The sequence below is a fragment of the Parageobacillus galactosidasius genome (assembly GCF_002217735.1).
GTDB classification, from domain to species: domain Bacteria; phylum Bacillota; class Bacilli; order Bacillales; family Anoxybacillaceae; genus Parageobacillus_B; species Parageobacillus_B toebii.
Map to the genome: position 1 here is coordinate 373,303 of NZ_NDYL01000001.1, position 26,603 is coordinate 399,905.

A 26,603-nucleotide genomic window follows, 5' to 3' on the forward strand; every position below is an offset into this window, starting at 1 on the left:
TTTAGGTGGTGATGACGATGAAATGGCGTAAAAAAAAAGATATGAAAGAAAAGCCGCTTGAAGAATTGTCTCAAGAGGAAATACTAGAAAAATATGACCGAGAAAGTTCCTACAGAAAAAATCTCGGGAAATGGTCATGGGTTGTCCTCTTTTTAGGTGTATCATTAACGTTGTTCCATTTGTACACAGGGTATCGCGGCGCGTTTGAAGCGAGAATTCAAGGTCCTATACACCTAGGAACCGCTTTAGGCCTCATTTTTTTGCTTTATCCGATTAAAAAAGGATTGCATCGGAAACAAAAGGGAGTTCCTTGGTATGATGTCGTGCTTGCTTTCACAGCGCTCGGGGTTGGCTATTATAATGTGATTAATTACGAGGAGCTTGTAGCGCAAAAAATCGTGTTTGGGTATTCGCAAATGGATATTATTGTTGCTTCCCTTGGTGTGCTGTTAGTGCTTGAAGCGGCAAGAAGATGCGTAGGTTTGCCAATCGTGGCAGTAGCGGGTGTAGCAATTTTATACGCGTTATACGGAAATCATATTCCAACGAAAATGTTTGCCCATCGTGGATTTTCATGGGAAAAGTTAGCAACTGATTTGTATTTAACGACAAAAGGAATATTTAGTACGCCAATTCAAGTGTCATCCACATTTATCTTCTTGTTTTTATTTTTCGGAGTGATGCTCATTCGGACTGGAGTTGGTCAATTTTTCAATGACGTAGCGTTTGCGTTAACAGGAAGATTTATTGGAGGACAGGCGAAAGCAGCAGTTGTTGCGAGCGCCTTGGAAGGAATGGTCTCGGGAAGCTCTGTCGCGAACACGGTAGGATCGGGAGCGTTTACGATTCCAATGATGAAAAAGGCGGGTTATAAGCCGGAATTTGCCGCAGCTGTAGAAGCTTCCGCATCAACCGGTGGGCAAATTATGCCACCAGTAATGGGAGCGGCCGCATTTATTATGGCTTCGTATACAAACACGCCGTATAGCCAAATCATGTTGGCTGCGATCATTCCTGCCATTTTATACTTCCTCGGTGTATTTTTAGGCGTACACTTCGAATCGAAAAAACAGGGGATTATCGGCACACCGAAATCGCAGCTGCCGAGCTTTCGGAAACTGATGACAGAACGCGGATATTTGATTTTGCCGCTTATAGTCATTTTTTACACATTACTGACTGGTAAAACGCCGATGCGCGCTGCTTTAGTGGCGATTTTAGTCGCGTTTCTTGTCAGCTTAGTACGCAAAGAAACAAGAATGACACCATGGCAAATTGTAAAAACGCTTGAGGAAGGTGCTCGAACCGCGCTTCCAGTCATCGCAGCATGTGCAGCCGCGGGAATTATTGTCGGTGTTGTCGTCCAAACGGGATTAGGCGGAAGAATAGCAAATGGCATTATTACGTTAGGTGGAGGATCATTAATTTTAACGTTATTCTTTACGATGATTGCCTGCCTTATTTTAGGAATGGGGTTGCCGACAACGGCAAACTATATCGTAACCGCGACGATGGTTGCGCCAGCGTTAGTATTAGGGTTGGACGTTCCAGTTTTAGCTGCTCATATGTTCGTCTTCTATTTCGGAATTGTCGCTGATATTACGCCGCCTGTCTGTTTGGCAGCATATGCGGGTGCGGGACTGGCGGGAGCGAACCCGTTTATGACAGGAGTAAGGGCGTTTACGTTGGCGACGGCGGCGTATATCATCCCATACGTATTTGTTATGAACCCGCAAATGATTTTAATTGACGTTAAACCGCTGTTTTTAACGATTTGCGTGGTCACGGCGATTATTGGCATGATCGGTGTAAGCAGCGCCATGGTTGGTTACCTTGTCAGAAAGGCGTATGTTTGGGAGCGGATTGTCTTATTTATCGCTGGTCTTCTTCTCATCTCGCCAAATATTACGTTTAGTGTAATTGGAAGCGTGCTATTAATTGCCGTTGCTGTGATTCAATCAAGAAGACCGAAAGAAACAAATAACCTTTTCACCGCGACCATATAGTATTGGAGGGAAAGAGGGTGATTTTTGATCATCCTCTTTTTTTTTATTTACATATAGGCAAAAATCCTGTAATATGAAATAAAAATTTCATATAATTTTATAAAATGAAAAATAAATTTCAAAGAGGTGTTCATGGTGGAAATCGAGCAGATAGAAGCGATTGCTAGTAGTATGAAACGCTCCTTTCATTTGTATGAAAAAGCGAAGGAAGTCATACCAGGAGGCGTCACGGCAAATATTAAATATTTCGCGCCGCACCCGATTATCATGGAAAGAGGAAAAGGCAGCCGCCTAGTCGATGTCGATGGAAACGAATATGTCGATTATTTACTTTGTTACGGTGCGCTCATTTTAGGACATGGCCATCCGAAAGTAATCGAATCGATCATGAGACAGATTATTACGGACGGAACGACCGTATTTGGCGCGCCACACATGCTCGAAACGTTGATGGCGAAAAAAATTATTCAAGCATTTCCAAGCATGGAAATGGTTCGTTATACAAATTCCGGTTTAGAAGCTACATTACTTGCCATTCGCTTAGCACAAGCGTTCACGGGAAAAACAGCTATCGCAAAATTCGAAGGACATTATCACGGTGGATATGATCAAGTGTTAATTAGTGTAAATCCGTCGGTTACCGAAGCGGGAGACGAAAAAGAGCCGAAAGCGGTGCCTGAGTCGAAAGGAATCCCTCCCCAATATACGGATGAAACGATTATTTTGCCGTTTAACGATATTGAGGCAACGGAAGCGATTTTGCGGAAACATAAAAATCGGCTTGCAGCAGTTATTTTAGAGCCGGTTCAAGGTGGCTTTATTCCGGCAGATGCAATTTTTATGAAAGAGCTTCGCGCCATAACGAAAGAACTTGGCATCGTCCTTATTTTCGATGAAGTAAAAACGGGATTCCGTATCACTTACGGAGGGGCACAAACGGTTTACGGCATCGCGCCTGATCTTACCGCATTAGGAAAAGTGTTAGGAGGTGGATTCCCGATCGGAGTGGTCGGAGGGAAAAAAGAAATTATGGAACAAATGGACCCGCGCCGCGGCAAAGACGCACTGTCAATAGAAACAGATAAAGCGAACAAAGGGGATGTCCTGTTCCATAGCGGCACGTATAACGGTCATCCGACTGTTTTAGCGGCAGGGCTGGCAACATTAGACGTCTTACAGCAGCCGGAAACGATGCCGCGTCTATTACAAATGACGAACATGCTCCGCGAAGGATTGGAAGCGGTGTACCGTGCTTATGGCATACCAATGAAAACGGTCGGATTAGGAAGCATCTTCAACATCGTCTTGACCGAACAAGATGTAAAAAATTATCGCGATTTAACAAAAGCAAATATGAAATTGCGGGAAGAAATCGATTACGAACTGTTGGGACACGGCGTGTATACGAAACCTGGCAATCGCTATTCGATGTCCATCGTTCATACGGAAGAAGATATCGCATGGACGATAGAAGCGCATGAAAAAGCTATTCGAAAGGTAAAAAATCGTTTATAATGGACACACCAACAAATCGTTGTGAGAAAAGGGCTGAAAAACGATGAATGAAGTGTATCGATTAATCGCCGAAAAACTGCCAGAAATGAGTCGAGCACAGCGGAAAATCGCGAAATACGTATTAAACAATCCTGAAGCGGTTCCGTTTTTCACGGTCGGAAAGCTTGCGAAAATGGCAGGAGTGAGCGAAGCGACTGTTGTCCGCTTCGCAACGTTTTTAGGATTTTCGGGATATCCAGAGTGGCAACAGGCGATGCAAGAATCGATGAAGCGGCAATTGACAACGGTGGAGAGATTGAAAATTTCCGAAGAAGTGTACGATTCGGAAGACAAATCGATTTTCGAAATGTTTCAAGAAGACATCGAAAGAATTAAAGCAATGTCGGTGCAAATCGACATGGATTTGTTCTATCAAGCGGTGCAATACATTACCGACGCGAAACGAATATTTATTATCGCAAACCGAAGCGCGGTTTCATTAGGACTGTTTTTAGAATTTTATTTCGACATATTGTTTGAGAATGCGGAGCTCATTCGTAATCCGCACGGCATATCGGAAAAACTGTTTCGCCTTAATAAAGACGATGTCGTTATTGGTTTAAGTTTTGCTCGCTACACAAAAAGTACCATTGAAGCGGTCGCTTTCGCCAAAGACCGCGGCGCAAAAATTATTGTCATTACGGACCATCTATTATCACCGCTGGTATCGTACGGAGACGTCACGTTATGTGCTCCGACGGAAATGCCGTCGTTTATTGACTCGTTCGTTGCGCCGTTAAGTTTAGTGAACGCACTCATTACCGAAGTCGGCCGGAGAAAGCGTAGCGAAGTCGAAAAGCATTTATCTGATTTAGAAGAAATTTGGGAAAGATTCCATATTTTTTATGAGTAAAATGATGTGGACCTATTCCAAGAATGTTGGAATGGGTCTTTTTATTTCACCGGCTCGACTCGTTTCTATTATGCGCGGTTGTACTATTGCTTCTTGTTTCCGTATCTCCGGAAAGCAGATAAATATATTTTCGTGCCTTCATATCGTTGGCCATTTATGTCAAGAAAACGGGTGCGTTAAACAGAAGGAAAAACTCTTGCTTATGCAGCTACTTTTCTCTCGTCAACGTCATATGCAGCAAACACAATCTGTTCTGTCCCGTCAACCATTAGATGTGGTGAAAAACAATATCATCATCGTTTCATTCATGGCCGTCCGGCTTTCTAGTCATTCTCTTCACAAAAGGTTTGTTCCGTAAACAGATTATTTTCGAAAGAGCTTTAATATGTTTAGCATGTCAGAATGATAGATAAGAAAAAAGTCCTTATCGTCATCTGGAAAAACAGGAATATATCATGATATATCCTTATTTTCCTTGTGCTACCATTTAAATAGCGTGTAAATGGGGGGAGGAAATCAAGGTGTCGTCTTTATTGGAATCGATAGAAAAAGAATTGAAACGCAAGGCCTATGAGACGATGATCGATTGCCTCGAGTCCTATCAAGGGCAGGTCGAAGAAGCGATCGAGGAATTTCAAGATGGCACTCGTGCCTTTTATCGCGCAAATGACGAGTATGTTCCGCATTGGCAGGGAGAATCGAGGGCAGCGTATGAGTCGATATACGGGGACTTGCGGCAAATCGAGGCATGGATTTATGCGGCCGCAGACGATCTTTTTCATGAAATAAGCAGGGAAATCGCCCAGATTCGCCAAAAGATAGAGGAACGGCAATGACGACGATTCGAGTCAAACCAGAGGAGCTGGAAACGGTAGCGAAGCATGTTCCCGATGCAGAAGACGCTTGCCAGCGTGTGCAGGAATCTCTTTCTTGGACACTTCCTTCTTTAGCCGTGCAGATTCCCGGAATCGGCTCTGCCGCCATCCATAAGCTTAAAGACGAGCTGATTCATTGGCTCCGCCGCTATGAAGAAAAGCTGAATGAAGCCGAGGAACTGCTGTATCGGACGGCCGCGGCAATGCGCCAGGCAGACCAAACGCTTGCCGAGAACATGAAAGAATTCGGCTTAGAGCTTCTTGGCTGGTATGACTTGCAGCGATTGTTTGGAGAATACGATCCAATTACTGGAGAACGGATATCCGAATGGGACCGCCTGCTTGCGGGAGGAATGCTATTAGCTTCTTTTATTCCTCTGATCAAAGGGATAGGAATCGCTGGCAAAGCAGGGATCAAAGGAGCAAAAGCCGCCGGAACAGTAGCCGATGTTTCTAAATTGATCTCGCAAACGAAACATGTTCTCCGCTATGATAAAATCGTACCTGCCCTTCAAGCGGTGTACCTCCAAGTGGTAAAAGCGCCGATTAGCAATACGATCTACTCGTTCAAGAAGCAATGGGACGACCTTCTTGACAGCGTTCGATCTGCCCAATGGCAGCTTGTCCTCGCCGGAGTTGGGCCGGTGCCAAGGGGATGGATGAAGGAGACCGCCGAAGACTCCGCCAGCTCCGTGCGCTTTTCGATGAGTCAAGCCGGAGATGGAGTGATTGGGAAAGGAACGGGTGGTGTTGTATATTATAAGGGTACGGGTAAAACTGGAGCCGACAACATCGCATTATACGCCAAGTACAAGGAAGTCCTTAAAGCGACAGAGTTAGCTAATCCTCTAGTCGATAGTTTAAGACAGACAGGTAGATTACCTTCAAATTATGTTAGTAAGACGGTTGCAATGCAAAAAGGTTGGGCACCTGGAAAAGCACTTAACAACTACGTACCGGGTGGACAGATTGGTGGAGATGTATTCAAAAACACATCCAATGTTTTACCGAATGCTCCGGGCAGAGTGTGGTATGAAGCAGATGTAGGTTTAAGTAATACTATGTCCAGAAGTAAACAACCGGGAACAAGATTACTTTATTCTAATGATGGGTTAATGTATATTACAACTGACCATTATAAAACAGTTCATTTTATTGGAACTTATAAGTAAAGGGTGGAAGATAATGAATTCACTGGAGAATGAATCGAGAAGAAAACAGGTTACGTTAGACGTGAGTACTATTCAAGATTCTATGGAACTCCATTCTCTGTTAAAAAAAGAACTCGAGTTACCGGATTTTTATGGAATGAATTGGGACGCATTCTGGGATGCAATTACTGGGCTTGTTGAATTACCTGAAACGTTAATTTTTGAAGGATGGAACCATATTGAACAGAAACTGCCGAAAGACGCTCAAATCCTGATTAATATCTTCAAAGACTTTAACGAACAATATCCTCTTTGGAAATGTAAAGTAGTTTATAAATAATAAGCTAAAACCTTGATTGGCCATAAGCCTTTCAAAGTTTTTCTATTTAACGCAAAAATCATGCTTAAAAAAGACGGAAAGGGTAACTTTATTCTGACAGGTTATCCAACCAAATAAAGGAGAAATATCAATGAATGATCATCAGGCTTTTGAGGAAGTAGCTGACTTTTTAGCTGGAACTTTTCATCAAGATATGGGGTCACCAGAACAAGCATTAGCTGATTTTATAGTTGAAAACACAAAGGAATGTTTAGAGTTTACCTTAGAAAGTCTACTGGTTTTTATGAGAACAAATACAACCGAAAAAGAGAAAGAAGACTTCATTAAATCCTATGCAGAAATTTATTTTCCTGCTATGGGATTAACACCTTTAGAATGGTTGGAAAACGTAATTGGACAATTAAAAGAAGCTGTAAAAACAAAATAGGACTATAAAATTTTGAGTACCTTGACTTTTCAAGGTTTCTTTTTTACTAAGAGGGAAGTGACGAATAAACCGCGAAAGCAACAACCTATACACTACACAGACGATTCTTTTTATGAATGAGAAGGGAAATCCCCTGAACCCAAAAATAGAGAAGTTATCATGACAACAATCAAGTCAAACTAAAGATTGATGCACATTCTCATATATGCATATGTAAAAATAAAGCGGTATGGCGCCTAAAAGCGTCATACCGCTTACAATGTTTACGGGCTGACTAACCGTTGCAGCGTGCTTTCGACTTTAAAAACGCGGTTGTTGAGAACTTGCATGCCGGATTCATGGTCATGGAGGAGAGGCAGGACTTTGTCTTCGAGCACGTTGGTGAGGTGAGTGACTTTTCCTTTCAATTCGTGGACGTCAAGTGAGAGTGCGTCATATTTTGCAGTGAGGACTTCTTGGCCATGGCGGACGGCTTCGCTGATCGCTTTTGTTTCGGTGATTTTTTCATCAAGAACAATAACGGTGCTTTCGACGTTTGCTAAACGCTCCTTCACGCTGGCCATGTCTTTTTCCAAGGTAGCCACTCTCTCTTCGACACGGCTCATCCGCTTTTCCAATTTGTCGACACGATTGCTTAACGTTTGGATATCGTTGCGCGTGAGTTTGACCTCTTGGAGAATTTCTTGCAGCAGCGCCTCTACCATGTACTCACCTCCTTTATATCCTTCATTATACATTAAACATTCCGACAAACGCCATGTCGAATGGAATAGATTTTTAGTGGAGTAATTGTTCGACATTTATTACAATGGAAATAGATGATCTGAAGAACGATAAGGAGAATGGACATGGATGCTTCCTGGCTAAAGCCGATTTCGGAGGTAAAGTATTTAGCGGTGGACAATGCGTATCGCTATCGCGCGATTTTGCGCTATTTTTACACACAGCACGAACGGATGCGGCAATATTTGTTTCCAGAAGAAGTGTATGCGTTTTTAAAACAGCACGATGAATTTCGGGATTATACAGAAGACGATCTGCAGCAAGACTTAGATCAACTCGTCAAATGGAAAAACTTGATTGCGAGACAAGAAACAACACATATTCGCACGATCGAGGAGTTTAAAAAGAAGCGTTTTCGCTATCAATGCAGCCCGTATACGGTCGAAATCGAGCGCATGATCCGTACGCTCGAGCAGCTTGGCGATTCGTTTGGCGGGTCATTGGAAAAAACACGATTTGACCGCCTGTATACTTCGCTTGTCCGCATTGAAACAATTATCAAAAATGGATTTGCGGAAAAACGAGATGAGATGAACCAAGTATGGGAAGAAACATTTGACTATTTCAAAAAAATCATCCAAAATTCCGCCGACTATATCGCTTATTTAAACAGCGAAAACATGGAAGAGCAAATGATGTCAGAGGCGTTTCTCGTATATAAGGAAAAGTTCACGACATATTTACGGGATTTTATCCTCGCGTTGCAAAAAACATCGATGCAGATTGAAAAGCTGCTCGAAGACTTGCAGGAAGAAGAAGTGCGTCAGTTTGTTCATCATGTCGTAGACTATCAAATGACGATTCCGCGTTGGGAAGATCTTTCGCTTACAAGAGAGCAGATGGTGGAAGAACGGATGGAAACGTGGCGCAGCTTAAAAGAATGGTTTTTAGGCCGGAACGGTCACGAAAGCGAACTGGCGTTTTTGCAGAAACAAACGAACGAGGCAATCCGCCGTATTACAAGGGTTGTGCAGCGGCTTGGCGAGCGGCACCATCATTTTCGCAGCCGAAAAAAAGATTATTTATATTTGGCACAATGGTTTTCTAAACTCGATTCGCTAGAAGATGCGCATAAATTGTCATCAGTTGTGTTTGGCTGTTTTCACACAAAACATTTGGTGACGGACAATGATGCGACCGAAGATATGTATCGCGACATTTGGGAAGAAGCACCAAGCGAATGGACGGTGAAGCCGCGCGTCCGCCATTACCAGGAAAAGAAAAAGCCGCAGGCAATCGTAGACAATGAAAATAAAAAGAAACAAACAATGGTGGAGTTTTTACAGCAAAAACAGCGTGAAGAAGAAGAGCTCAAACAGTTGGTTCAAGACGGCAAAATTATTTTACGCGAGTTGCCGGTTGTCGCTCCCCATGTTCGCAAAACGTTATTAAGCTGGATTGCGAAAGCGATGACGCGCGAAGATCGAGTCGTGAAAACGGAAATTGGCTGGAAGGTGAAAATTGTCAAAAAAGACGATTCATTTATTGAATTACACGCGGAAGACGGAACGATGATCATGCCGAATTACGAAATTCATTTTCTTGAGAGTAGGGAGGAGCTAGTGAGTGGAGCGTGATTTTGATGAAAAGGCGAAAATAGCACTAAAAGTGTTACTGGAAAACTTTTGGATTACCCGCGAGCGTGACCCGGAATTGTTTCAGCTGATTCGCGAACGAGAAAATATCGTAAAACGTTATGTGCAAGAAAAATTCGGTTATCGCCTCATTGTTCACCGTTATTTTGCTAAACTTGAAAAAATACCGGCGGAACCTGAGGCATGGATGGGAATTGAATCATTTCAAGAACCGCTCGATTATGCGCTGTTTTGTTGTTTGATGGCATATTTAGAAGGAAAGGAAGTGGAAGAAAAATTTTTGCTGTCGGATGTCTGTGAGGAAATAAAAGCGATGTATCCAGGGGACGTTCCGCTTGATTGGACAAACTACCAGCAGCGGCGCGCGCTGGTCCGTGTATTAAAAACCGCTGAAGAACTTAGGGTCGTAAAGCGTGTGGACGGAGAAATCGAAGGATTTGCCCAGCGGGAAGACCATGAAGCGCTATATGAAGTCCCCGTGCTTTCTCGTTATTTTATGCGTTCCTATCCGAAAGATTTGACGCAGTACAAAACAATGGAAGAATTGTTAGAAGAAGAGTGGAAAACCGCTCCGCAAGATTATCGGCGCCACCGCATTTATCGGCAACTGTTTTTATCTCCAGTTGTTTATCGACAACAAAAAGATGATCCTGACTTTTATTACTTGCGCAACTTTCGCCATCGATTGCGCGAAGATATTGAAGCACATAGCGATTTTCGCTACGAACTGTATAAAAACGCCGCGTTGTTAACGCTTCCAGAACGAGAAAACGTATATACACTGTTTCCCGACCAAAAAGGAACGTCGGATATTATTCTTCATTTCGCTTCTGTTGTTCGTGAACATCTTCTAGATTATCCACCAGACGAATACGGGAAAATCAGAATGACACAAGCGGATTTTCAGCGGCTGCTTACAATATGCAAGGAGCGCTATGGAGAAGGATGGGGAAAAACGTATCGCGATATGACTCCAGCGCAGTTAACATCGGCGCTGTTGGAGGAATTAAAACAGTGGAAAATGGCGGATGTGGAAAAAGAAACGGGAATGATCATGTTATATCCACTGCTCGGAAGGATAGTTGGCCATTATCCTCCCGATTTTATGAAGAAAGGAATGGATGATGATGACGAATAAATGGGTGCCCCATCGCGCGGGATTATTAAACTTTTGGTATTACGATGAAGAATATTTCCATTTTGCGGACGGCAGGCTGTTTCTCCGCGGCAGCAACGGTTCGGGAAAATCAGTGACGATGCAAAGCTTGATTCCTGTTTTGCTTGACGGAAAGAAAACCCCTGACCGCCTTGATCCGTTTGGGTCACGGGCGCGCCGCATGGAAGATTATTTGCTTGGGGAAAAGGAATTAGTTGATCGTGATGAACGGACAGGCTATTTATTTTTGGAATATAAACGAAAACATAGCGACCATTATATCACAACCGGAATCGGTTTAAGGGCGAAACGCCAGAAAGGCATGGATTTTTGGGGATTTGTCATTTTTGACAACCGCCGCATCGGTAAAGATATTACATTGTACAAAAAGGAAAAAACGGGCGAAAAAATCCCGCTGACAAAACGAGAATTAATCACGGTGCTTGGCGACGGCGGAACGGTTGTCGATACGCAAAAAGAGTATATGGAGCTTGTCAATAAATATATTTTCCGTTTCGAATCGCTCGAAGCGTTTCAAGAATTGATCGAGCTTTTGATTCAGCTTCGCAGTCCGAAATTATCGAAAGATTTCAAGCCGACGGTCATTTACGAAATTCTCGAAAGCTCGCTGCCGGCGTTGACGGATGACGAATTGCGACATTTATCGGAAACGATTGAAAACATGGACCAAGCAAAGCAGCAGCTGGAACAGTTGGAACGGGATGAAGCGTCGCTGCGTCGACTCTGCCAGCACTATCAGCAATATAACGAATATATGATATGGGAAAAAGCGAACGAATGGCTCAAAGCAGCAAAACAAGAGGAAAAATTAACGGAAGAGCGCGAGCAGTGCCTCCGCGATCAAGAGCGGTATGCAGCACGAAAAGAAGAGCTGGCAACGGAAATTCAAGACTTACAAAATGAGCAAGCGGCGCTTCGCAAACGGGAGTTAGATTTAGCGAGCCACGAAGTGGTTCAGGCAGAAGAAAAATATCGGGAAAAGAAACAGCGTCTTTCGAACGTGCAAGATCAAATAGTAAAAAGAGAACGTTATCTTGATGATAAACAACAACAAGAACGAAAGCTGAAGCAAGAAATCGATGACAACTTAGATCAACTTCATCAATCAGGACAGAAAATCGACGAACAACTGGAAGAATTGCGCTATGCCGCGCTTGAAAGTGCATTTGCGGCACACGAACTAAATGAAGAAGACTTTCAGCGGCATCGAAACGAGCCGTTTGACTTTACGCTTTGGCGGAAAGAAACGGAAGCGCATGAGAAACGGTTAGAGGAAATATTGTCGCTTTGGACGAGCCATGATGACCTCAAGCGCCGATATGAAGACGCATACCATGAGCTTGGAGAACACCAACGTTTACTAGATGATCTTCATAATGACGCGAAAAAATGGCATGAGCTATTGGAAATGGAAAAATCGCGTCTGCAAGAAGCAGTGTTTGCTTGGAAAGAAGCACACCCTGATATTCCTGTCGATGAAGAAACAATCCAATCATTTTTGCGTTATTTAAACGAGCTATATGAACGTTATCATTTTGAAGATGTAAAAAAACCGTTTGCCGACCGATATTATGAAGCGTTGGATCAGAAAAAAGCGGAAAAAGTGAAATGGGAGCACGAAATCGAGTTAGTAAAACGAGAAATTGCGGAAACAGAAGAAGAACTGCGTCGCTGGAAAGAACAAAAAGACCCTGAATTAAAGCATGACGAACAAACCGCACAAGCGCGCGCGGCTTTGCAAGCACAAGGGGTTGCTTACGTGCCGTTTTATGCAAGCGTCGAGTTTTACGACCATGTGCCGGAATCATTGCGCGAACGAATCGAGTCATCTTTATACCATGCAGGGTTATTGGACGCATTAGTGACCGAAACAGACGTTTCCATCGTCCATGACCGTATTCTCAAGCCAAATCCTGTGGAAATGGCGCATACGCTTGCCGAATATTTGCGTCCTGATGTGGATGAAGATCTCGGTGTTTCCGCCGATCGCATTGAATCTGTTCTTCGCAGCATTCTAATTTCCGATGAAACACAAGAAGGATACTTTACCATTAACGAATCGGGCCGATATTCGTTCGGGCTCCTTCAAGGCCATGCGCCGAAACGAGAACAAGCGATCTTTATCGGCCGCAACGCCCGCAAGCGGTGGCGCCTTTCCCAAATCGCGCAAATCGAGGAAAAGCTTCAACAACTAGATGAACTTCTTCAGCAAAAAAAGGAACAGCTTGCGCATGTGGAAGCAACAATTGCCTCCATCCATGAAGCGTTTCAAACGTTCCCGTCTGACCGCGATGTTCGCGCGGCCTTTGACGAATGGGACCGTACAAAACGCGCCATCACAAGCAAACAACAAGAAGTGGAACGAAAAAGCGAAAAATTGAATAGCATCGCCCGCGACTGGCAACAAGTAAAACAAACGCTTCGCGAAAAAGCGGAAGGACTCGATCTTGAATTTACAAAAGAGCGGTACGAAGAGGCGCGGCGATGGATGAAATTGTATACGGGCCATTTAACGGAATTGGTGCTGGAACACCGTTCGTTTCTCCATCAATTGCAAGTCAGCCGCTATCATCAAGACCAGCTTGAAACCGTCCAAGCGGAAATCGATGAAGCAAAAGGCGAAATCAATACATTAGCCAGCGAGCAACAACGCCTCCTTTTAGAAATACAACATATGGAACAAATGTTAAAACAGATGGGAGCGGATGACATTCGCGCGGAAATCTCCCGTGTGCGCGATCGCCTGGAATGGGTAAACAAGGCGTTGCCGGAAAAGATAAACGAACAAGCTCACATCGAACAAACGATCAAATCCACTCACCGTCAACTAGAAGAGTTAGAGCGAAAACTTCAATTTGCTAGCACGCTTGCAGCAGTATGGAAGCGATCGTTTATCGCAGAAGCGGAACACGGTCTTGTCGAAGTAGCGGAGAATGTAGATCCGCATGAACAAGCAAAAGATGTTGTTCGCCGCTACGGATCAATCGGAAAAGAACAAACGCGTTCATCCGTGATTGCTAAATTGAATAGCGTATTCTTCCAAGAAAGCGCGAATTTAGTGGAATACCGCCTATCTCAAGAACCTGTCGCATTAGAAGAGGAAAATCCGTTTGCTGGTATCGATTTGGACGAAGAAATGGAGTTAAAGGTGAGCGATTGGAAAGAAAAACGGGATCGGATCATTCTTTTGCTTGATTACAAAGGACAGCGCGTCACTCCGTTCTATTTATTAAAGGAAATGGAAAAAGACATTCTCCTTCAGCGGGAATACATTAATGAACAAGACCGCGAGTTGTACGAAGATATTATTTTAAAAACGGTCGGACGTATTTTGCGCAGCCGCATTCAGCGTGCCGAACGCTGGGTGAAAGACATGAACGCGCTCATGCAACAGCGAGATGCTTCTTCCGGATTATTGTTGTCCATTCAATGGAAACCGAAAACAGCGGAAACAGAAGAAGAAATGGATACGAAAGAGCTTGTTGAATTGTTGCGGATGAATTCGCGATTGTTAAAAGAAGAAGATTTGCAGCGGGTCACGATGCACTTCCGGTCCAAAATTAACCGCGCCCGTGAAATGTTAGAGGAGAAAGGGCAAGGAAACACGCTCCATCAAGTCATTAAAGAAGTGCTCGATTACCGGAAATGGTTTACGTTTACTCTCTATTATCAAAAAACAAATGAGCCAAAACGGGAATTAACGAACCAGCGATTTTATCAGTTTAGCGGCGGAGAAAAAGCGATGGCGATGTACATTCCGCTCTTTGCGGCCGCGTATGCCCGCTATCAAGAAGCAAGTGAGGAGGCGCCATACATCATTTCCCTTGATGAAGCGTTCGCCGGTGTGGATGAAAATAATATTCGCGATATGTTCGATCTTGTTGAATCGCTCGGGTTCAACTATATTATGAACTCACAGGCGCTTTGGGGAGATTACGACACCGTGCCGGCTCTTTCGATTTGCGAGCTTGTGCGCCCGAAAAACGCTTCGCACGTCACCGTGATCCGCTATTATTGGAACGGAACGATGAAGCGGCTTGTGACAGATTGGGACGAACAAGAAATGGTGGTGAAACAATGAAATCATTGCCGGAACTAGCGGCGGAAGCGGCGCAATTTTTTCACGGTGAAGCTGGATTTCACCGCCTTTTTTGCGAAATGAAAAAGAAGTACGAATCGCTCGGCCGCATTGGCGGCACGATTTCTCTCGCTTCTTTTACGAAAGAAGAAAAAGAAGCAATCGCGGCGTTTTTTGGGAAGGAAATGACGCTCGTTTCGCTACAGGCGTTTGCCAAACAACTGGATAAGACAAGATTTGCAGGTGTTTCACTGGAAGAGCTGTTAGTCCATTATTTTGGAGAACCGCTCGTCGCAAACAAAGAAAGGCGTGAAGCGGAACAACAAGAAAAAGCGGCGTTTTTCCAGCGTCTGATCGCCGCTTGTCCTAGTGGAGCGGAATGGCTTACGGCAGCGCTGGAGCACCCGAACGAATACCGCCTGCTTCATCAGGCGTACGCCCAGCAGCGCGAGGAGCTGTATGCTTCCATTTGCACAGTTTGCGAAGCGCTTCGCCAGCTTCCGAAGCAAGGAACGTACGAACGCCTGCCGCTATTCGCGCAAAAAGTAACCGGAGACCCGCACGCGTTTGATTTGCACACGTTTCAAGGAAAACTGCTGCTATCCGCGCTGGAATTTTACTCTCGAAAAAAATATCAGCTTTCGTCTGTAGAAGAAGTCAATGAACTATTGCAATCGTTCGGCATATTGCGCGAAGACATCCTCAATTTCGTGACGTGCGCGGGAATTTTGGCAGAAACGAAAGAGGGCATTCATCCCGTATTTTCCGCCGCTTGTGAAACGAATATGGCGCTGAATGTGCCGCTGAGGGAGATAGTGGCACTAACCCGCGCGTATCCAGCGAAAGGAAATGCCGTCTTTGTCGTAGAAAACGCCGGCGTTTTTTCTGAACTGCTAGACGAAGCGATGCCGCTTGTCAGCACAAACGGCCAACTCAATTTGGCGACGCTATTGCTTCTTGACTTGCTTGTGGAGTCGGGCGCTCATCTTTATTATTCGGGCGACTTTGATCCAGAAGGTCTGAAAATGGCCGATCGGCTTGCCGGGCGATACGGCGAGAATCTTTCCCTTTGGCATTTCACGCGTGAGGACTACTTTGCCTCGATGCCGAGTGTGTCGCTTTCTGAGGAGCGGCTGGCTAAGCTCCAATCGGTTTCCTCTCTCAAACTGCAGCCAGTAAAGCAGGAGATCGAGCGGTGCAAGAAAGCGGGGTATCAGGAGGCGATTTTGCCGGTGCTTCGGAAAGATATAGAGAAGGAAAAGGCGGAGTTAAGTTAATCACTCCGTCTTTCTTTGCAAAGAAAGTTTACAGGCATCAAAAATGGGATATAGCTTTTAGGATGTTTAGTAACCTATAATACAGACGGATAACGATATGCGATCGTATATATAAACTATCATTCGTGGTGAAAAATGTCGTCGACCTCCAATCGTGCAAAAAGTGCGGGGGATCGACGACAGTTTCTTTTTCTCCCTCTTGCTTACATCCATCAATATTTTCTTATAAAGAATAGTTGCACGCAAGGGTTTCAGCTGACCTCGACGAAAACAGATATCAGGGGTATTATGGAAAATGAAATGGATACTGGTTGTTCCTTGAAACCAACAGGAGGAATAAAAGGATGAGAAAAAAGATTCGGGAATTAGGCATTGAAATTGGATCGCTGGAAACGGGAAAGCATAATCAGATCACTGATGTTCCTGGAGTTAAGGTAGGACATGTAACATTAAAGAAAGAGTTGGATGAAAAGACGGTCATTCGAACAGGAGTTACGGCTATTCTTCCTCATGGAGGCAATATTTTTTTGCAAAAGGTGCCTGCTTCGTGTTTTGTTTTAAATGGATTTGGGAAAACAGCGGGATTAGTGCAAGTGGAAGAGTTAGGGGTTATGGAATCACCGATTATGCTTACGAATACGTTCAGTGTGGGCACAGTCTGGCAAGGAACATTGGAATATTTAATGGAACAAAATCAAGAAATAGGGGATACGACTAGTTCAGTGAATATCGTAGTAGGTGAATGCAATGACAGCTATCTAAACACGGTTCATTTTCCTGTCATCGAAAAAGAACATGCAAAACTAGCGATAGAGCAGGCTGTTTTTGATGTCGAAGAGGGTGCGGTGGGCGCAGGCACTGGTACGATGTGTTTCGGCTATAAAGGGGGAATTGGCAGTTCTTCGCGAATCATCCATGGAGGGATTTACACCGTTGGCGCATTGGTTCTTAGCAATTTTGGCAAAAGGGAAGAGTTGTGCATTGCACAGTATCGAAAACCATCATTTGATGAAACAGAAATTCCGAATGGTTCTATTATGATTATTGTCGCAACCAACGCTCCTTTGAGCTCTCGTCAATTGAAGCGGCTGGCAAAACGTGCAGCCTTCGGGCTCGCTCGAACAGGAAGCCATATTCACCATGGAAGCGGAGATATCATCATCGCATTTTCGAACGGATACACTATCCCCCACTTTTCTGAGTCATCTTATTATCAACTTCCGCCGCTCATTCGCGATGATGATCCATTGATGAATGAGCTGTTTCAAGCAGCCATCGAGTCAACGGAGGAAGCCATCTTAAATTCGTTGACAATGGCAGAGACGACAACCGGACGGAACGGGCGAATTGGCGAGGCTATTCCGTATGACCTTTTTCAATGACAACAAAGGGTATGTCTAGACGAATCGGCAACATCGGCATGTTGGCCGGTGAACAAATCGAAATTAGTCTTTATTAGTTTAGTTAATCACCACGTCTGTTTTTGTTGCCGTCGACCTCCAATCATGCAAAAAGTGCGGGGGATCGACGACACTTTATTTTTCGCCCTCCTGCTTACAGGCATCAAGGATTCACTCTATTGACGCAATTTTATAAATGTTTTATACTGGACTTAACCTATTTTGAAAAATGTTGATTTATCAATGATTTTTTGGGTTTTTATCTTACCTATGAGGAATTGAAACCTTGTAGACCCAAAAAAGTATTTTCAGCCGCTATCGTTTTTATCTTACCTATGAGGAATTGAAACTTTGTATACGCTTCGCCAAATGGGGATTGAAGCGAAAGGGTTTTTATCTTACCTATGAGAAATGAAAACCAAGCTAAAAAAGGTTCTATTATTGTTTTTATCGTAATTATGAAATTGAACCAGCGTTCCAACGTGATATAATGAATTGGTAACTATTTATTTTTATCGCACCTACGAGTAATTGCGTAGTGTTCCGGCAGCTTTCCCTGCACCATGTCAATATCACGTTCTAACCGATAGGCGCATTCTCGTTTTTCTCTAGCATAATGCTAGTGGAGAAACGAGTTTTTTTATTGCACTTTTATTGTGTGCATGTTCTAATAGTGATTGATGGGAATTAGGAAGAGATTGATTTCATTGGCAGAGGATATATTCGAAGCAAGGAGTGGGGGCTGATGGAGAAAGAGGCGATCATCCGCTTTGAGCGGGTGACGAAGGAATACGATGGGTTAGTCGTGCTCGATGATGTCAGTTTTGAGATTGAGCGCGGGAAGTTTTATACCTTGCTCGGGCCGTCGGGATGCGGGAAGACGACGATTCTGCGTTTGATCGCGGGGTTTACGGAGCCGACGGAAGGAACGATTTATTTTCACGGAAAGCCGGTAAATCATGTACCTGCGAATAAGCGGCAAGTGAATACGGTGTTTCAGGATTATGCTTTGTTTCCGCATTTGAACGTGTTTGAAAACGTGGCGTTTGGGTTGCGGATTAAAAAGAAAAAGCGCTCGGAAATTGAGGAAAAAGTAAAGCAGGCGCTTCGGTTTGTGAATTTAGAAGGATACGAGAATCGCAGTATTCAAGAAATGTCCGGAGGCCAGCGGCAGCGAGTGGCGATTGCGCGCGCGATTGTCAACGAACCAGAAGTGCTTCTGCTTGATGAGCCGCTGTCGGCGCTTGATTTAAAGCTGCGCACGGAAATGCAATATGAGCTTCGCGAACTGCAGCGAAGCTTAGGGATTACGTTTATTTTTGTCACACATGACCAAGAAGAGGCGCTGGCGATGTCGGACCAAATTTTCGTGCTCAATAAGGGGAAAATCCAGCAAAGCGGCACACCGAAAGACATTTACGATGAGCCGATTAATCGGTTTGTCGCTGATTTTATCGGTGAATCGAACATCTTGCGAGGCACGATGATTGAAGATTACCTTGTCGAATTCGCTGGGAAGCGGTTTACGTGCGTGGACAAAGGATTTCGCCCGAACGAGCCAGTCGATATTGTCATCCGTCCGGAAGATTTGGACATTACGACAAAAGATCAAGGAAAGCTCCAAGTGCGCGTTGATTCGCTATTGTTCCGAGGTGTACATTACGAGTTGTGCTGCTATGACGAAGATGGGAATGAATGGCTCGTCCATTCGACGAAAAAAGCGGAAGTAGGGGAAGAAATCGGGCTTTATTTTGACCCAGAGGACATTCATGTCATGCGCATTAGCGATGATGAAGATGATGGTGAGAGATCCGATGAAAAATAGTGTACGCAATGTTTACTTATTTCCATATGTAATATGGATTGGGCTATTTGTCGTTGCGCCGATTTTATTGATTTTGTATTATTCGTTTTTTGACATTGACGGGAATTGGTCGCTTTCCAATTATAAAACGTTTTTTACGCCGATTTATTTAAAGATGGCGGTCAGTTCGGTTTGGTACGCGTTTTTGATCACGCTTTTTTCGCTGCTTGTCGCGTATCCGACCGCGTATTTTCTGACGAAAACGAAACATAAACAACTTTGGCTTTTGCTTATTATTTTGCCGACGTGGGTGAATTTGCTTTTAAAAGTGTACGCGTTTCTCGGCATTTTTGGCACGTACGGATTGGCGAATGCGATTTTGGAAACGATCGGCATCGGCACAAAGCAAATTTTATTCACCGATTTTAGTTTCGTATTTGTGTCGGTATACATTTTTATCCCGTTTATGATCCTGCCGATTTTCAACTCGCTGGAGGAGCTGAACCCAACGCTCATTGACGCAGCGCGTGATCTTGGCGCTTCGGCTTGGACGACGTTTCGTCGCGTCGTTTTTCCGCTTACGTTAGATGGGGTGAAAGCGGGATGTCAAGCGGTGTTTATTCCGTCGTTATCGCTGTTTATGATTACGCGTTTAATCGCAGGGAACCGCGTCATTACGCTCGGTACGGCGATTGAACAACATTTTCTTGTCACACAAAACTGGGGCATGGGCTCGACGATTGCGGTGTTTTTAATTATCGCGATGGCTATTGTCGTCATTGCGACAGGAAATCGGAAGTGAGGGTGAGGCGATGCGAGGCAATAAAAAGTGGGCGAACGCGTATTTAGTGTTCGTGTTTCTCATTTTGTACACCCCGATTATTTATTTAATTTACTATTCGTTTAATAGCGGCGGAACGATGCATGATTTCGAAGGGTTTACGTTGGAATGGTATAAAGAGGTGATCGGTGATACCCGTTTATGGATTATCGTGTTAAATACACTGACGATTGCCCTTTTGTCTGCGGCGATTTCCACTATTCTCGGCGTGATGGGAGCGCTTGCGATTTATTATGTGAAAAAGCGGCAAATGAAACAGCTGCTTTTAACGTTGAATAACGTCTTGATCGTCAGCCCCGATGTCATTATCGGCGCCTCATTTCTCATTTTGTTTACGATTATCGGCATTCAGCTCGGTTTTACGTCGGTGCTGCTGTCGCATATCGCATTTAGTGTTCCGATCGTCGTGTTGATGGTGCTTCCAAAATTGCAGGAAATGAGTCCGACACTGATTGATGCGGCTCGCGATTTAGGGGCGAATCAATGGGATGTGCTGACGAAAGTAATATTGCCGTTTATTACCCCTGGTATTTTCGCTGGTTTTTTCATGGCATTGACGTATTCGCTGGATGATTTTGCGGTGACGTTTTTTGTGACAGGCAACGGTTTTTCCACGTTATCGGTCGAAATTTATTCGCGGGCGCGTCAAGGCATTTCGCTGTCGATTAACGCATTATCGACATTGTTATTTTTGTTTACGGTTGTGCTGGTGATTGGCTACTACTTTATTAGCCAGAAAAGCAGCTCCTTATACGGAATGAGGGGGCGACGAAAATGAGGAAGCTTATATCATTTTTTGCGGCGGTGTTTCTCGCCTCGTTTGTACTGCTTTACGTGTCTTCCCAGCTGAATAAAGCGGAGGGATATTCTGGAAAGAATACATTGACAGTGTATAACTGGGGCGATTACATCGATCCTGAGCTTATTAAAAAGTTCGAAAAGCAGACGGGCATAAAAGTCATCTACCAAACGTTTGATTCCAATGAAGCGATGATGGCGAAAATTGCCCAAGGCGGTACGACGTTTGATGTTGCCGTTCCTTCTGAATATGCGATCAGTAAAATGAAAGAAGATGGGTTGCTTATTCCGCTCGACCATTCGAAACTGCCGAATTTAAAATATATCAATCCGCGCTTTTTGAATTTATCATTTGATCCAGGCAACAAGTATTCCGTCCCGTATTTTTGGGGGACGGTCGGCATCGTCTATAATCCGGAAATGCTTGGCGGAAAGAAAATCACGAGCTGGAACGATTTATGGGATAAAGATTTGCGCAATCAAATTTTGTTGGTTGACGGCGCGCGTGAAGTGATTGGCATGGGGCTCAACAGTCTGCATTATTCGCTAAATGACACGAATAAGAAACACTTGCAGGAAGCGAAGGAAAAGCTGGACCGCCTCACCCCGAACGTCAAAGCGGTTGTCGGCGATGAGATTAAAATGCTTTTGGTCAATGAAGAAGCGGCGATCGGCGTCGTTTGGTCAGGTGATGCGGCGGAGATCATTGCGGAAAATGACAAGCTCGATTATGTCGTGCCGAAAGAAGGATCAAACTTGTGGTTCGATAATATGGTGATTCCGAAAACGGCGAAAAACATTGACGGGGCGCACCAATTTATTAATTTTATGCTTGATCCGAAAAACGCCGCGCAAAACGCGGAGTATGTCGGCTATTCGACGCCGAATGAGAAGGCGCTGGACTATTTGCCGAAAGAAGTAACTGAGGATAAACGGTTTTATCCAGATTTTGAGTCGGTCGGAAACTTAGAAGTGTACGAGAATTTAGGAAAACGAATGCTTGCTTATTACAACGAGCTGTTTTTGCAGTTTAAAATGCATCGGAAATAAGGAAAGGGAGACTGAGAGAATTGAAGCAGTTTAAAAAGGCGTGGCTCGCGTTTTTGTCTGTTGTTTTGTTTCTAGCAGGAAAATTAAAGTGGGTGCTGGCGATTTTTAAGTGCATGAAATGGGCCATTTGTTTGCGGCAAAAAGGTTAGGAATTCCAACATCGAAGGCGATTTTTATTCCGTTTGTCGGGGCGCTTATTGCGCTAAAGGAAGAACCAAAATCGGCGAAAGATGAGGCGTATTTAGCATACGCCGGACCGTTATGGGGGACATTGGGGTTTCTCCCAGCTTTGCCATTGTACTGGATGACGGGAAACCCGTTTTGGGGATTAGTCATTGCGCTTGGAGCGCTTATTAATTTATTCAATCTTATGCCTCTGCATCCGTTAGATGGAGGGCGAATTGTCGGAGTGATTTCGCCAAAAATATGGTTTTTTGGTCTTATTGGGATGTTTGTGTATTTTCTTTGGAATCCGGGACCAATCGCCCCGCTCATTATCTTGTTAGGCGCTTTGAAATGCTGGGAGCTTTTGCGCCGGGAGTTCCGCTGGAAAAAGGCGCAAATCCATAAAGAAATCAATGAATCAGTATTGCAGGCGCTCGAACGATACATGCTTTTATCGAAGGGAATAAGCCGGCAACGTTCGGTCATCCGCTTTGGTCGTTGCGTGCAGATTTTCGCATGTACCGAATGATGCTTCTAGGACAGTTAGAAAAAGAGATTGATAAGTTAACAGAGGCGCATTCCGTTCCTCCTTCGATAAAGCAGTAGTCAAATAAACATAAGGCAGCGCCGTTTCATGTTGTGAAACGGTGCCTTTATTTTAAAAAAAAGAGGAAATATGCAAGATAATGTAAGAAAAATTAATATTAATCTGAAAAGTTATGAAACAGAAACGCATGGCATTTCGTATAATTAGATAGACGCTGGCGGAAAGAGGGTGTAGGGATTGTTCGGATATCCATTAGAAACGGTGTATTTGGCTGTGCTTGTTGTAAGCGGGGGGTTGACGTTATTATATATTTTTTTCAGCGATATGGTCGATGGCATGTTTGATATGCCAGACCATCCATTGTTTAGCCCACAGCTTATTTTATCATTTTTTACCGTTGGAAGCGCGTCCGGTTATTTGTTCGAACGATATACAGGGATGTCTAGCGCGCTCATCGCTTTGATTAGCGCAGGAATTGCTGTCATTGTCGTCTTGCTTTTGCACTTTTTCGTATTTATTCCGCTCCGCTCTGCGGAAACATCACTGAATTATTCGGAAACGGACTTGGAAGGGTCGCTTGCGAAAGTGATTGTAACTGTGCCGTCCGATGGGTTTGGAGAGATTTTGCTGCAGCGGAAGAGCGGAGCGATTTCGAAACCAGCAAAAAGCATGGACAACGAAGAAATCGCCTCAGGGACGGAAGTGATTATCGTGAAAATGGAAAACGGCGTCGCTGTTGTGGCGAAGCACGATCCATATTATATTTCATCATTACATAAAGGGGGATATGCTTAATGACGCCAATGTTAATTGTTATCGGCGTTGTCGTACTGCTTCTTATCGGATTAGTAGCTATTTTTATGCTTCGTTATCGCACTGTCGGACCAGATGAAGCACTCATTGTGACAGGAAGTTATTTAGGAAGCAAAAATGTGCATGTCGATGAATCAGGAAATAAAATTAAAATTGTCCGCGGCGGCGGGACGTTTGTACTGCCGATTTTCCAGCAGGCGGAGCCGCTTAGCCTTCTTTCTATTAAACTAGATGTACAGACGCCGGAAGTTTATACGGAACAAGGCGTTCCCGTCATGGCGGATGGCGTGGCGATCATTAAAGTAGGCAGTTCCATTGGCGAGATTGCTACAGCGGCGGAGCAATTTTTAGGAAAAACACGCCAAGATATGGAAAATGAAGCGCGTGAAGTATTGGAAGGCCATCTTCGCTCCATTCTCGGTTCGATGACGGTCGAGGAAATTTATAAAAACCGCGACAAGTTTTCCCAAGAAGTGCAGCGCGTCGCTTCACATGATTTAGCGAAAATGGGGCTTGTCATCGTATCGTTCACCATTAAAGACGTGCGCGATAAAAACGGCTATTTAGACGCGTTAGGGAAACCGCGCATCGCCCAAGTGAAGCGAGATGCGGATATCGCGACAGCCGAAGCGGAAAAAGAAACGCGCATTAAGCGCGCGGAAGCCGATAAAGAAGCGCGCAAAGCGGAGTTGGAGCGCATGACCGAAATCGCGGAAGCAGAGAAAATTAACCAGTTGAAATTGGCGGAGTTCCGCCGTGAACAAGATATCGCGAAAGCGCGCGCCGATCAGGCGTATCATTTAGAAGAAGCAAAAGCGAAACAGGAAGTAATGGAACAACAAATGCAAATTAAAATTATTGAGCGGCAAAAGCAAATCGAGCTCGAGGAAAAAGAAATTTTGCGCCGTGAACGGCAATATGATTCGGAAGTGAAGAAAAAAGCGGACGCCGAACGTTATGCGATTGAGCAGGCCGCAGTAGCGGAAAAGGCGAAGTTAATGGCGGAAGCGGAGGCTCAAAAATACCGCATCGAAGCGATGGCGAAAGCGGAGGCAGAACGAATCCGGCTTGACGGGCTTGCTAAGGCAGAAGCGGAAAAAGCAAAAGGGGAAGCAGAAGCAGAAATTATCCGCTTGAAAGGATTGGCCGAAGCGGAAGCGAAACAAAAAATCGCCGAAGCGTTCGAACGGTATGGTCAAGCGGCGATTCTCGATATGATTATCAAAATGCTTCCAGAATACGCGAAACAAGTGGCAAGTCCGCTTGCGAATATCGATAAAATTACGATTGTCGATACGGGTTCTAATAGCACAAACGGCGGGGCGAACCGCATTACCGGCTATGCGACCAATTTAATGGCCAGCCTGCAGGAAACATTGAAAGCTTCCACGGGGATCGATGTGAAACAATTGCTAGAAAACTTTGCGGCAAAAGGAAATGTGGAACCGCCAAGTATCCAAGCGAGTGAAGACGCGGTGGAGCAACGGAAAACAGCAGGGCAATAATGAAAAGGGCTGAGAGATCAGCCCTTTCTTGATGGAAAGACGTCATCGTTGCAACTGCTGGGCAATTCCGCTATTATGTTAAATAGTGGAATTGAACATTAAATAAAGTAGGATGATGAATGATGAAACGAGCGAGGATTATTTACAATCCAACGTCAGGTCGAGAAATATTTAAAAAACATTTGCCAGATGTGTTAGTAAAATTAGAAAAAGCAGGTTATGAAACATCTTGCCATGCGACGGAAGGAGCGGGAGACGCGACCGAAGCGGCCCGCAAAGCGGTTGAGCGCGAATTTGATTTAGTGGTAGCTGCCGGCGGGGACGGAACAATCAACGAAGTCGTCAACGGGATTGCCGATCAAGATTATCGTCCAAAGCTTGGCATTATTCCGGTCGGGACGACGAACGATTTCGCCCGCGCCATCGGCGTGCCGCGTTCGATTGAAGGAGCATGCGACATTATCGCCAATGGAGAAGCCGTTCCGATCGATATCGGCTCCGTAACAAATGAAGGAAAAACGCGCTATTTTATTAACATTGCGGGAGGCGGCCGTTTAACAGAACTAACCTATGAGGTGCCAAGCAAATTGAAAACGGTGCTTGGCCAGCTTGCCTACTATTTAAAAGGAATTGAGATGCTGCCATCGATCAAAGCGACAGAGGCTCGCATTGAATATGACGGCAAAATGTTTGAAGGAGAAATTATGCTCTTTTTAGTATCGCTCACCAACTCTGTCGGCGGCTTTGAAAAGCTGGCGCCGGACTCGTCTTTGAATGACGGCATGTTTGATTTAATTATTTTAAAGAAAACGAATTTGGCGGAATTTATCCGATTAGTGACGCTCGCGGCGCGCGGGGAGCATATTAACGATCCGCACCTCATTTACACGAAGGCAAACCGCATTAAAGTAACTTCGCCAAACAATATGCAGCTAAATTTAGACGGCGAGTATGGCGGCATGCTTCCGGGCGAATTTGTTAACTTATATCGCCATATGAACGTATTTGTTCCGAAAGAAAAAGCTGAGCAAATGAGAACAGGGGAGTGAACCTGTTCTTTTTTGTTCGACTATGCTACAATCTTGACAGCATTTCGCGGAAGGGGAAAGACAAATGGAAACACCAGTAGCAAAAAACGAATATTATGACGTCGTATTTGAAGATTTAACGCACGACGGGGCAGGGGTGGCGAAAATCGATGGTTTTCCAATTTTCGTTCCAAACGGTTTGCCCGGTGAAAAAGCGAAAGTGAAAGTTATCAAAGTAAATCGATGTAGCGATTAACCTGGGAAACAGTGGCGGAGCATTGATTAATAGCGCTGGACAAGTTGTTGGAATTAATAGTCTCAAAATTTCAGAAGATGGTGTAGAGGGATTAGGTTTTGCGATTCCGAGTGAAGATGTGAAGCCTATTGTGGAAGATTTATTGCAATACGGAGAAGTGAAACGGACCTATCTTGGGGTAGGATTGCGGAATGTAAGCGATTTTTCAGCAGCGATTCTCGACTATTGGTGAATCATGTTTTTCTCTTAAAACAAGAAGGATTTTCTATGACAACATTAG

21 protein-coding genes and 4 pseudogenes are annotated in these 26,603 nt (G+C 44.4%); 24 read left to right on the forward strand and 1 reads right to left on the reverse strand.

Features of this window, described 5'->3' with window-relative positions; genetic code table 11:
- The first annotated feature begins 17 nt into the window (after nt 1-17).
- The 7 genes from B9L23_RS02025 to B9L23_RS02055 all read left to right on the forward strand — a co-directional run bounded on the left by B9L23_RS02025 (nt 18) and on the right by B9L23_RS02055 (nt 7,206).
- Nucleotides 18-2,006, forward strand: coding sequence for a TRAP transporter permease (locus tag B9L23_RS02025; protein ID WP_089096787.1), 1,989 nt, complete (start codon nt 18-20; stop codon nt 2,004-2,006).
- A 132-nt stretch (nt 2,007-2,138) separates the two neighbouring features.
- Nucleotides 2,139-3,521: an aspartate aminotransferase family protein gene (locus B9L23_RS02030; protein ID WP_089096788.1), complete on the forward strand. Its 1,383-nt coding sequence runs from the start codon at nt 2,139-2,141 to the stop codon at nt 3,519-3,521.
- 43 nt (nt 3,522-3,564) lie between these two features.
- A complete protein-coding gene (locus B9L23_RS02035; RefSeq protein ID WP_012749036.1) occupies nt 3,565-4,413 on the forward strand; it encodes a MurR/RpiR family transcriptional regulator in 849 nt (282 codons plus the stop codon).
- Between the two features lie 521 nt (nt 4,414-4,934).
- Entirely contained in the window at nt 4,935-5,249 is a 315-nt protein-coding gene (locus B9L23_RS02040) for a DUF5082 domain-containing protein (RefSeq protein WP_089096789.1), read from the forward strand.
- Entirely contained in the window at nt 5,246-6,460 is a 1,215-nt protein-coding gene (locus tag B9L23_RS02045) for a pre-toxin TG domain-containing protein (RefSeq protein WP_089096790.1), read from the forward strand. Before B9L23_RS02040 ends, B9L23_RS02045 begins: the two co-directional genes overlap by 4 nt.
- Before the next feature lie 13 nt (nt 6,461-6,473).
- On the forward strand, nt 6,474-6,779 hold the full coding sequence (locus B9L23_RS02050) for a barstar family protein (protein ID WP_089096791.1): 306 nt from the start codon (nt 6,474-6,476) through the stop codon (nt 6,777-6,779).
- A gap of 130 nt (nt 6,780-6,909) precedes the next feature.
- A complete protein-coding gene (locus tag B9L23_RS02055; RefSeq protein WP_089096792.1) occupies nt 6,910-7,206 on the forward strand; it encodes a contact-dependent growth inhibition system immunity protein in 297 nt (98 codons plus the stop codon).
- 263 nt (nt 7,207-7,469) lie between these two features.
- Here the strand turns inward: B9L23_RS02055 and B9L23_RS02060 are convergent, their stop codons facing one another.
- The gene (locus tag B9L23_RS02060) at nt 7,470-7,910 is read right to left on the reverse strand and encodes a hypothetical protein (RefSeq protein WP_012749043.1); all 441 of its coding nucleotides are present in this window, start codon (nt 7,908-7,910) and stop codon (nt 7,470-7,472) included.
- A 144-nt stretch (nt 7,911-8,054) separates the two neighbouring features.
- On the opposite strand from B9L23_RS02060, the gene B9L23_RS02065 reads away from it, so the two are divergent.
- The 17 genes and pseudogenes from B9L23_RS02065 to B9L23_RS02140 form a co-directional block, all read left to right on the forward strand.
- Nucleotides 8,055-9,566 (forward strand): TIGR02677 family protein, encoded by a 1,512-nt coding sequence (locus B9L23_RS02065; RefSeq protein WP_089096793.1) that lies wholly within the window; start codon nt 8,055-8,057, stop codon nt 9,564-9,566.
- On the forward strand, nt 9,556-10,722 hold the full coding sequence (locus B9L23_RS02070; RefSeq protein WP_089096794.1) for a TIGR02678 family protein: 1,167 nt from the start codon (nt 9,556-9,558) through the stop codon (nt 10,720-10,722). Before B9L23_RS02065 ends, B9L23_RS02070 begins: the two co-directional genes overlap by 11 nt.
- On the forward strand, nt 10,712-14,842 hold the full coding sequence (locus B9L23_RS02075) for a TIGR02680 family protein (protein ID WP_089096795.1): 4,131 nt from the start codon (nt 10,712-10,714) through the stop codon (nt 14,840-14,842). The genes B9L23_RS02070 and B9L23_RS02075 overlap by 11 nt, the downstream gene beginning before the upstream one ends.
- On the forward strand, nt 14,839-16,116 hold the full coding sequence (locus tag B9L23_RS02080) for a TIGR02679 family protein (protein WP_089096796.1): 1,278 nt from the start codon (nt 14,839-14,841) through the stop codon (nt 16,114-16,116). The genes B9L23_RS02075 and B9L23_RS02080 overlap by 4 nt, the downstream gene beginning before the upstream one ends.
- A 344-nt stretch (nt 16,117-16,460) precedes the next feature.
- Nucleotides 16,461-17,498: a DmpA family aminopeptidase gene (locus tag B9L23_RS02085; RefSeq protein WP_012749048.1), complete on the forward strand. Its 1,038-nt coding sequence runs from the start codon at nt 16,461-16,463 to the stop codon at nt 17,496-17,498.
- A gap of 763 nt (nt 17,499-18,261) precedes the next feature.
- A complete protein-coding gene (locus B9L23_RS02090; protein WP_062755897.1) occupies nt 18,262-19,341 on the forward strand; it encodes an ABC transporter ATP-binding protein in 1,080 nt (359 codons plus the stop codon).
- Nucleotides 19,331-20,122: an ABC transporter permease gene (locus tag B9L23_RS02095; protein ID WP_089096797.1), complete on the forward strand. Its 792-nt coding sequence runs from the start codon at nt 19,331-19,333 to the stop codon at nt 20,120-20,122. Before B9L23_RS02090 ends, B9L23_RS02095 begins: the two co-directional genes overlap by 11 nt.
- 10 nt (nt 20,123-20,132) lie before the next feature.
- Nucleotides 20,133-20,939 carry an ABC transporter permease gene (locus B9L23_RS02100; protein WP_089096798.1) on the forward strand — a complete coding sequence of 269 codons (807 nt, stop codon included), beginning with the start codon at nt 20,133-20,135 and terminating at the stop codon, nt 20,937-20,939.
- Nucleotides 20,936-22,009: an ABC transporter substrate-binding protein gene (locus tag B9L23_RS02105; protein ID WP_089096799.1), complete on the forward strand. Its 1,074-nt coding sequence runs from the start codon at nt 20,936-20,938 to the stop codon at nt 22,007-22,009. The genes B9L23_RS02100 and B9L23_RS02105 overlap by 4 nt, the downstream gene beginning before the upstream one ends.
- Nucleotides 22,010-22,029: 20 nt before the next feature.
- On the forward strand, nt 22,030-22,158 hold the full coding sequence (locus B9L23_RS21320; RefSeq protein ID WP_281255457.1) for a hypothetical protein: 129 nt from the start codon (nt 22,030-22,032) through the stop codon (nt 22,156-22,158).
- Nucleotides 22,119-22,461, forward strand: a pseudogene (locus B9L23_RS21620) (metalloprotease); the annotation flags it as partial. The gene B9L23_RS21320 and the pseudogene B9L23_RS21620, both read left to right, overlap by 40 nt.
- 157 nt (nt 22,462-22,618) lie before the next feature.
- Nucleotides 22,619-22,780 (forward strand): annotated as a pseudogene (locus tag B9L23_RS02115) (Mpo1-like protein); the annotation flags it as partial.
- A gap of 178 nt (nt 22,781-22,958) precedes the next feature.
- Nucleotides 22,959-23,516, forward strand: coding sequence for an NfeD family membrane protein (locus tag B9L23_RS02120; protein ID WP_089096801.1), 558 nt, complete (start codon nt 22,959-22,961; stop codon nt 23,514-23,516).
- Nucleotides 23,516-25,039, forward strand: a complete 1,524-nt coding sequence (locus B9L23_RS02125; RefSeq protein WP_089096802.1) for a flotillin lipid rafts scaffold protein FloT — start codon at nt 23,516-23,518, stop codon at nt 25,037-25,039. The genes B9L23_RS02120 and B9L23_RS02125 overlap by 1 nt, the downstream gene beginning before the upstream one ends.
- Nucleotides 25,040-25,161: 122 nt before the next feature.
- On the forward strand, nt 25,162-26,088 hold the full coding sequence (locus tag B9L23_RS02130) for a diacylglycerol kinase (protein WP_089096803.1): 927 nt from the start codon (nt 25,162-25,164) through the stop codon (nt 26,086-26,088).
- Nucleotides 26,089-26,152: 64 nt separating this feature from the next.
- Nucleotides 26,153-26,311: pseudogene (locus B9L23_RS02135) on the forward strand (TRAM domain-containing protein); the annotation flags it as partial.
- Nucleotides 26,310-26,531: pseudogene (locus B9L23_RS02140) on the forward strand (S1C family serine protease); the annotation flags it as partial. The pseudogenes B9L23_RS02135 and B9L23_RS02140, both read left to right, overlap by 2 nt.
- Nucleotides 26,532-26,603 lie beyond the last annotated feature (72 nt).

Coding starts and splice junctions, on each gene's coding strand:
- B9L23_RS02025 (WP_089096787.1), top strand. CDS start 18: ATGAAATGGCGTAAAAAAAAAGATATGAAAGAAAAGCCGCTTGAAGAA.
- B9L23_RS02030 (WP_089096788.1), top strand. CDS start 2,139: ATGGTGGAAATCGAGCAGATAGAAGCGATTGCTAGTAGTATGAAACGC.
- B9L23_RS02035 (WP_012749036.1), top strand. CDS start 3,565: ATGAATGAAGTGTATCGATTAATCGCCGAAAAACTGCCAGAAATGAGT.
- B9L23_RS02045 (WP_089096790.1), top strand. CDS start 5,246: ATGACGACGATTCGAGTCAAACCAGAGGAGCTGGAAACGGTAGCGAAG.
- B9L23_RS02050 (WP_089096791.1), top strand. CDS start 6,474: ATGAATTCACTGGAGAATGAATCGAGAAGAAAACAGGTTACGTTAGAC.
- B9L23_RS02055 (WP_089096792.1), top strand. CDS start 6,910: ATGAATGATCATCAGGCTTTTGAGGAAGTAGCTGACTTTTTAGCTGGA.
- B9L23_RS02060 (WP_012749043.1), bottom strand. CDS start 7,910: ATGGTAGAGGCGCTGCTGCAAGAAATTCTCCAAGAGGTCAAACTCACG.
- B9L23_RS02065 (WP_089096793.1), top strand. CDS start 8,055: ATGGATGCTTCCTGGCTAAAGCCGATTTCGGAGGTAAAGTATTTAGCG.
- B9L23_RS02075 (WP_089096795.1), top strand. CDS start 10,712: ATGACGAATAAATGGGTGCCCCATCGCGCGGGATTATTAAACTTTTGG.
- B9L23_RS02080 (WP_089096796.1), top strand. CDS start 14,839: ATGAAATCATTGCCGGAACTAGCGGCGGAAGCGGCGCAATTTTTTCAC.
- B9L23_RS02085 (WP_012749048.1), top strand. CDS start 16,461: ATGAGAAAAAAGATTCGGGAATTAGGCATTGAAATTGGATCGCTGGAA.
- B9L23_RS02090 (WP_062755897.1), top strand. CDS start 18,262: ATGGAGAAAGAGGCGATCATCCGCTTTGAGCGGGTGACGAAGGAATAC.
- B9L23_RS02095 (WP_089096797.1), top strand. CDS start 19,331: ATGAAAAATAGTGTACGCAATGTTTACTTATTTCCATATGTAATATGG.
- B9L23_RS02100 (WP_089096798.1), top strand. CDS start 20,133: ATGCGAGGCAATAAAAAGTGGGCGAACGCGTATTTAGTGTTCGTGTTT.
- B9L23_RS02105 (WP_089096799.1), top strand. CDS start 20,936: ATGAGGAAGCTTATATCATTTTTTGCGGCGGTGTTTCTCGCCTCGTTT.
- B9L23_RS02125 (WP_089096802.1), top strand. CDS start 23,516: ATGACGCCAATGTTAATTGTTATCGGCGTTGTCGTACTGCTTCTTATC.
- B9L23_RS02130 (WP_089096803.1), top strand. CDS start 25,162: ATGAAACGAGCGAGGATTATTTACAATCCAACGTCAGGTCGAGAAATA.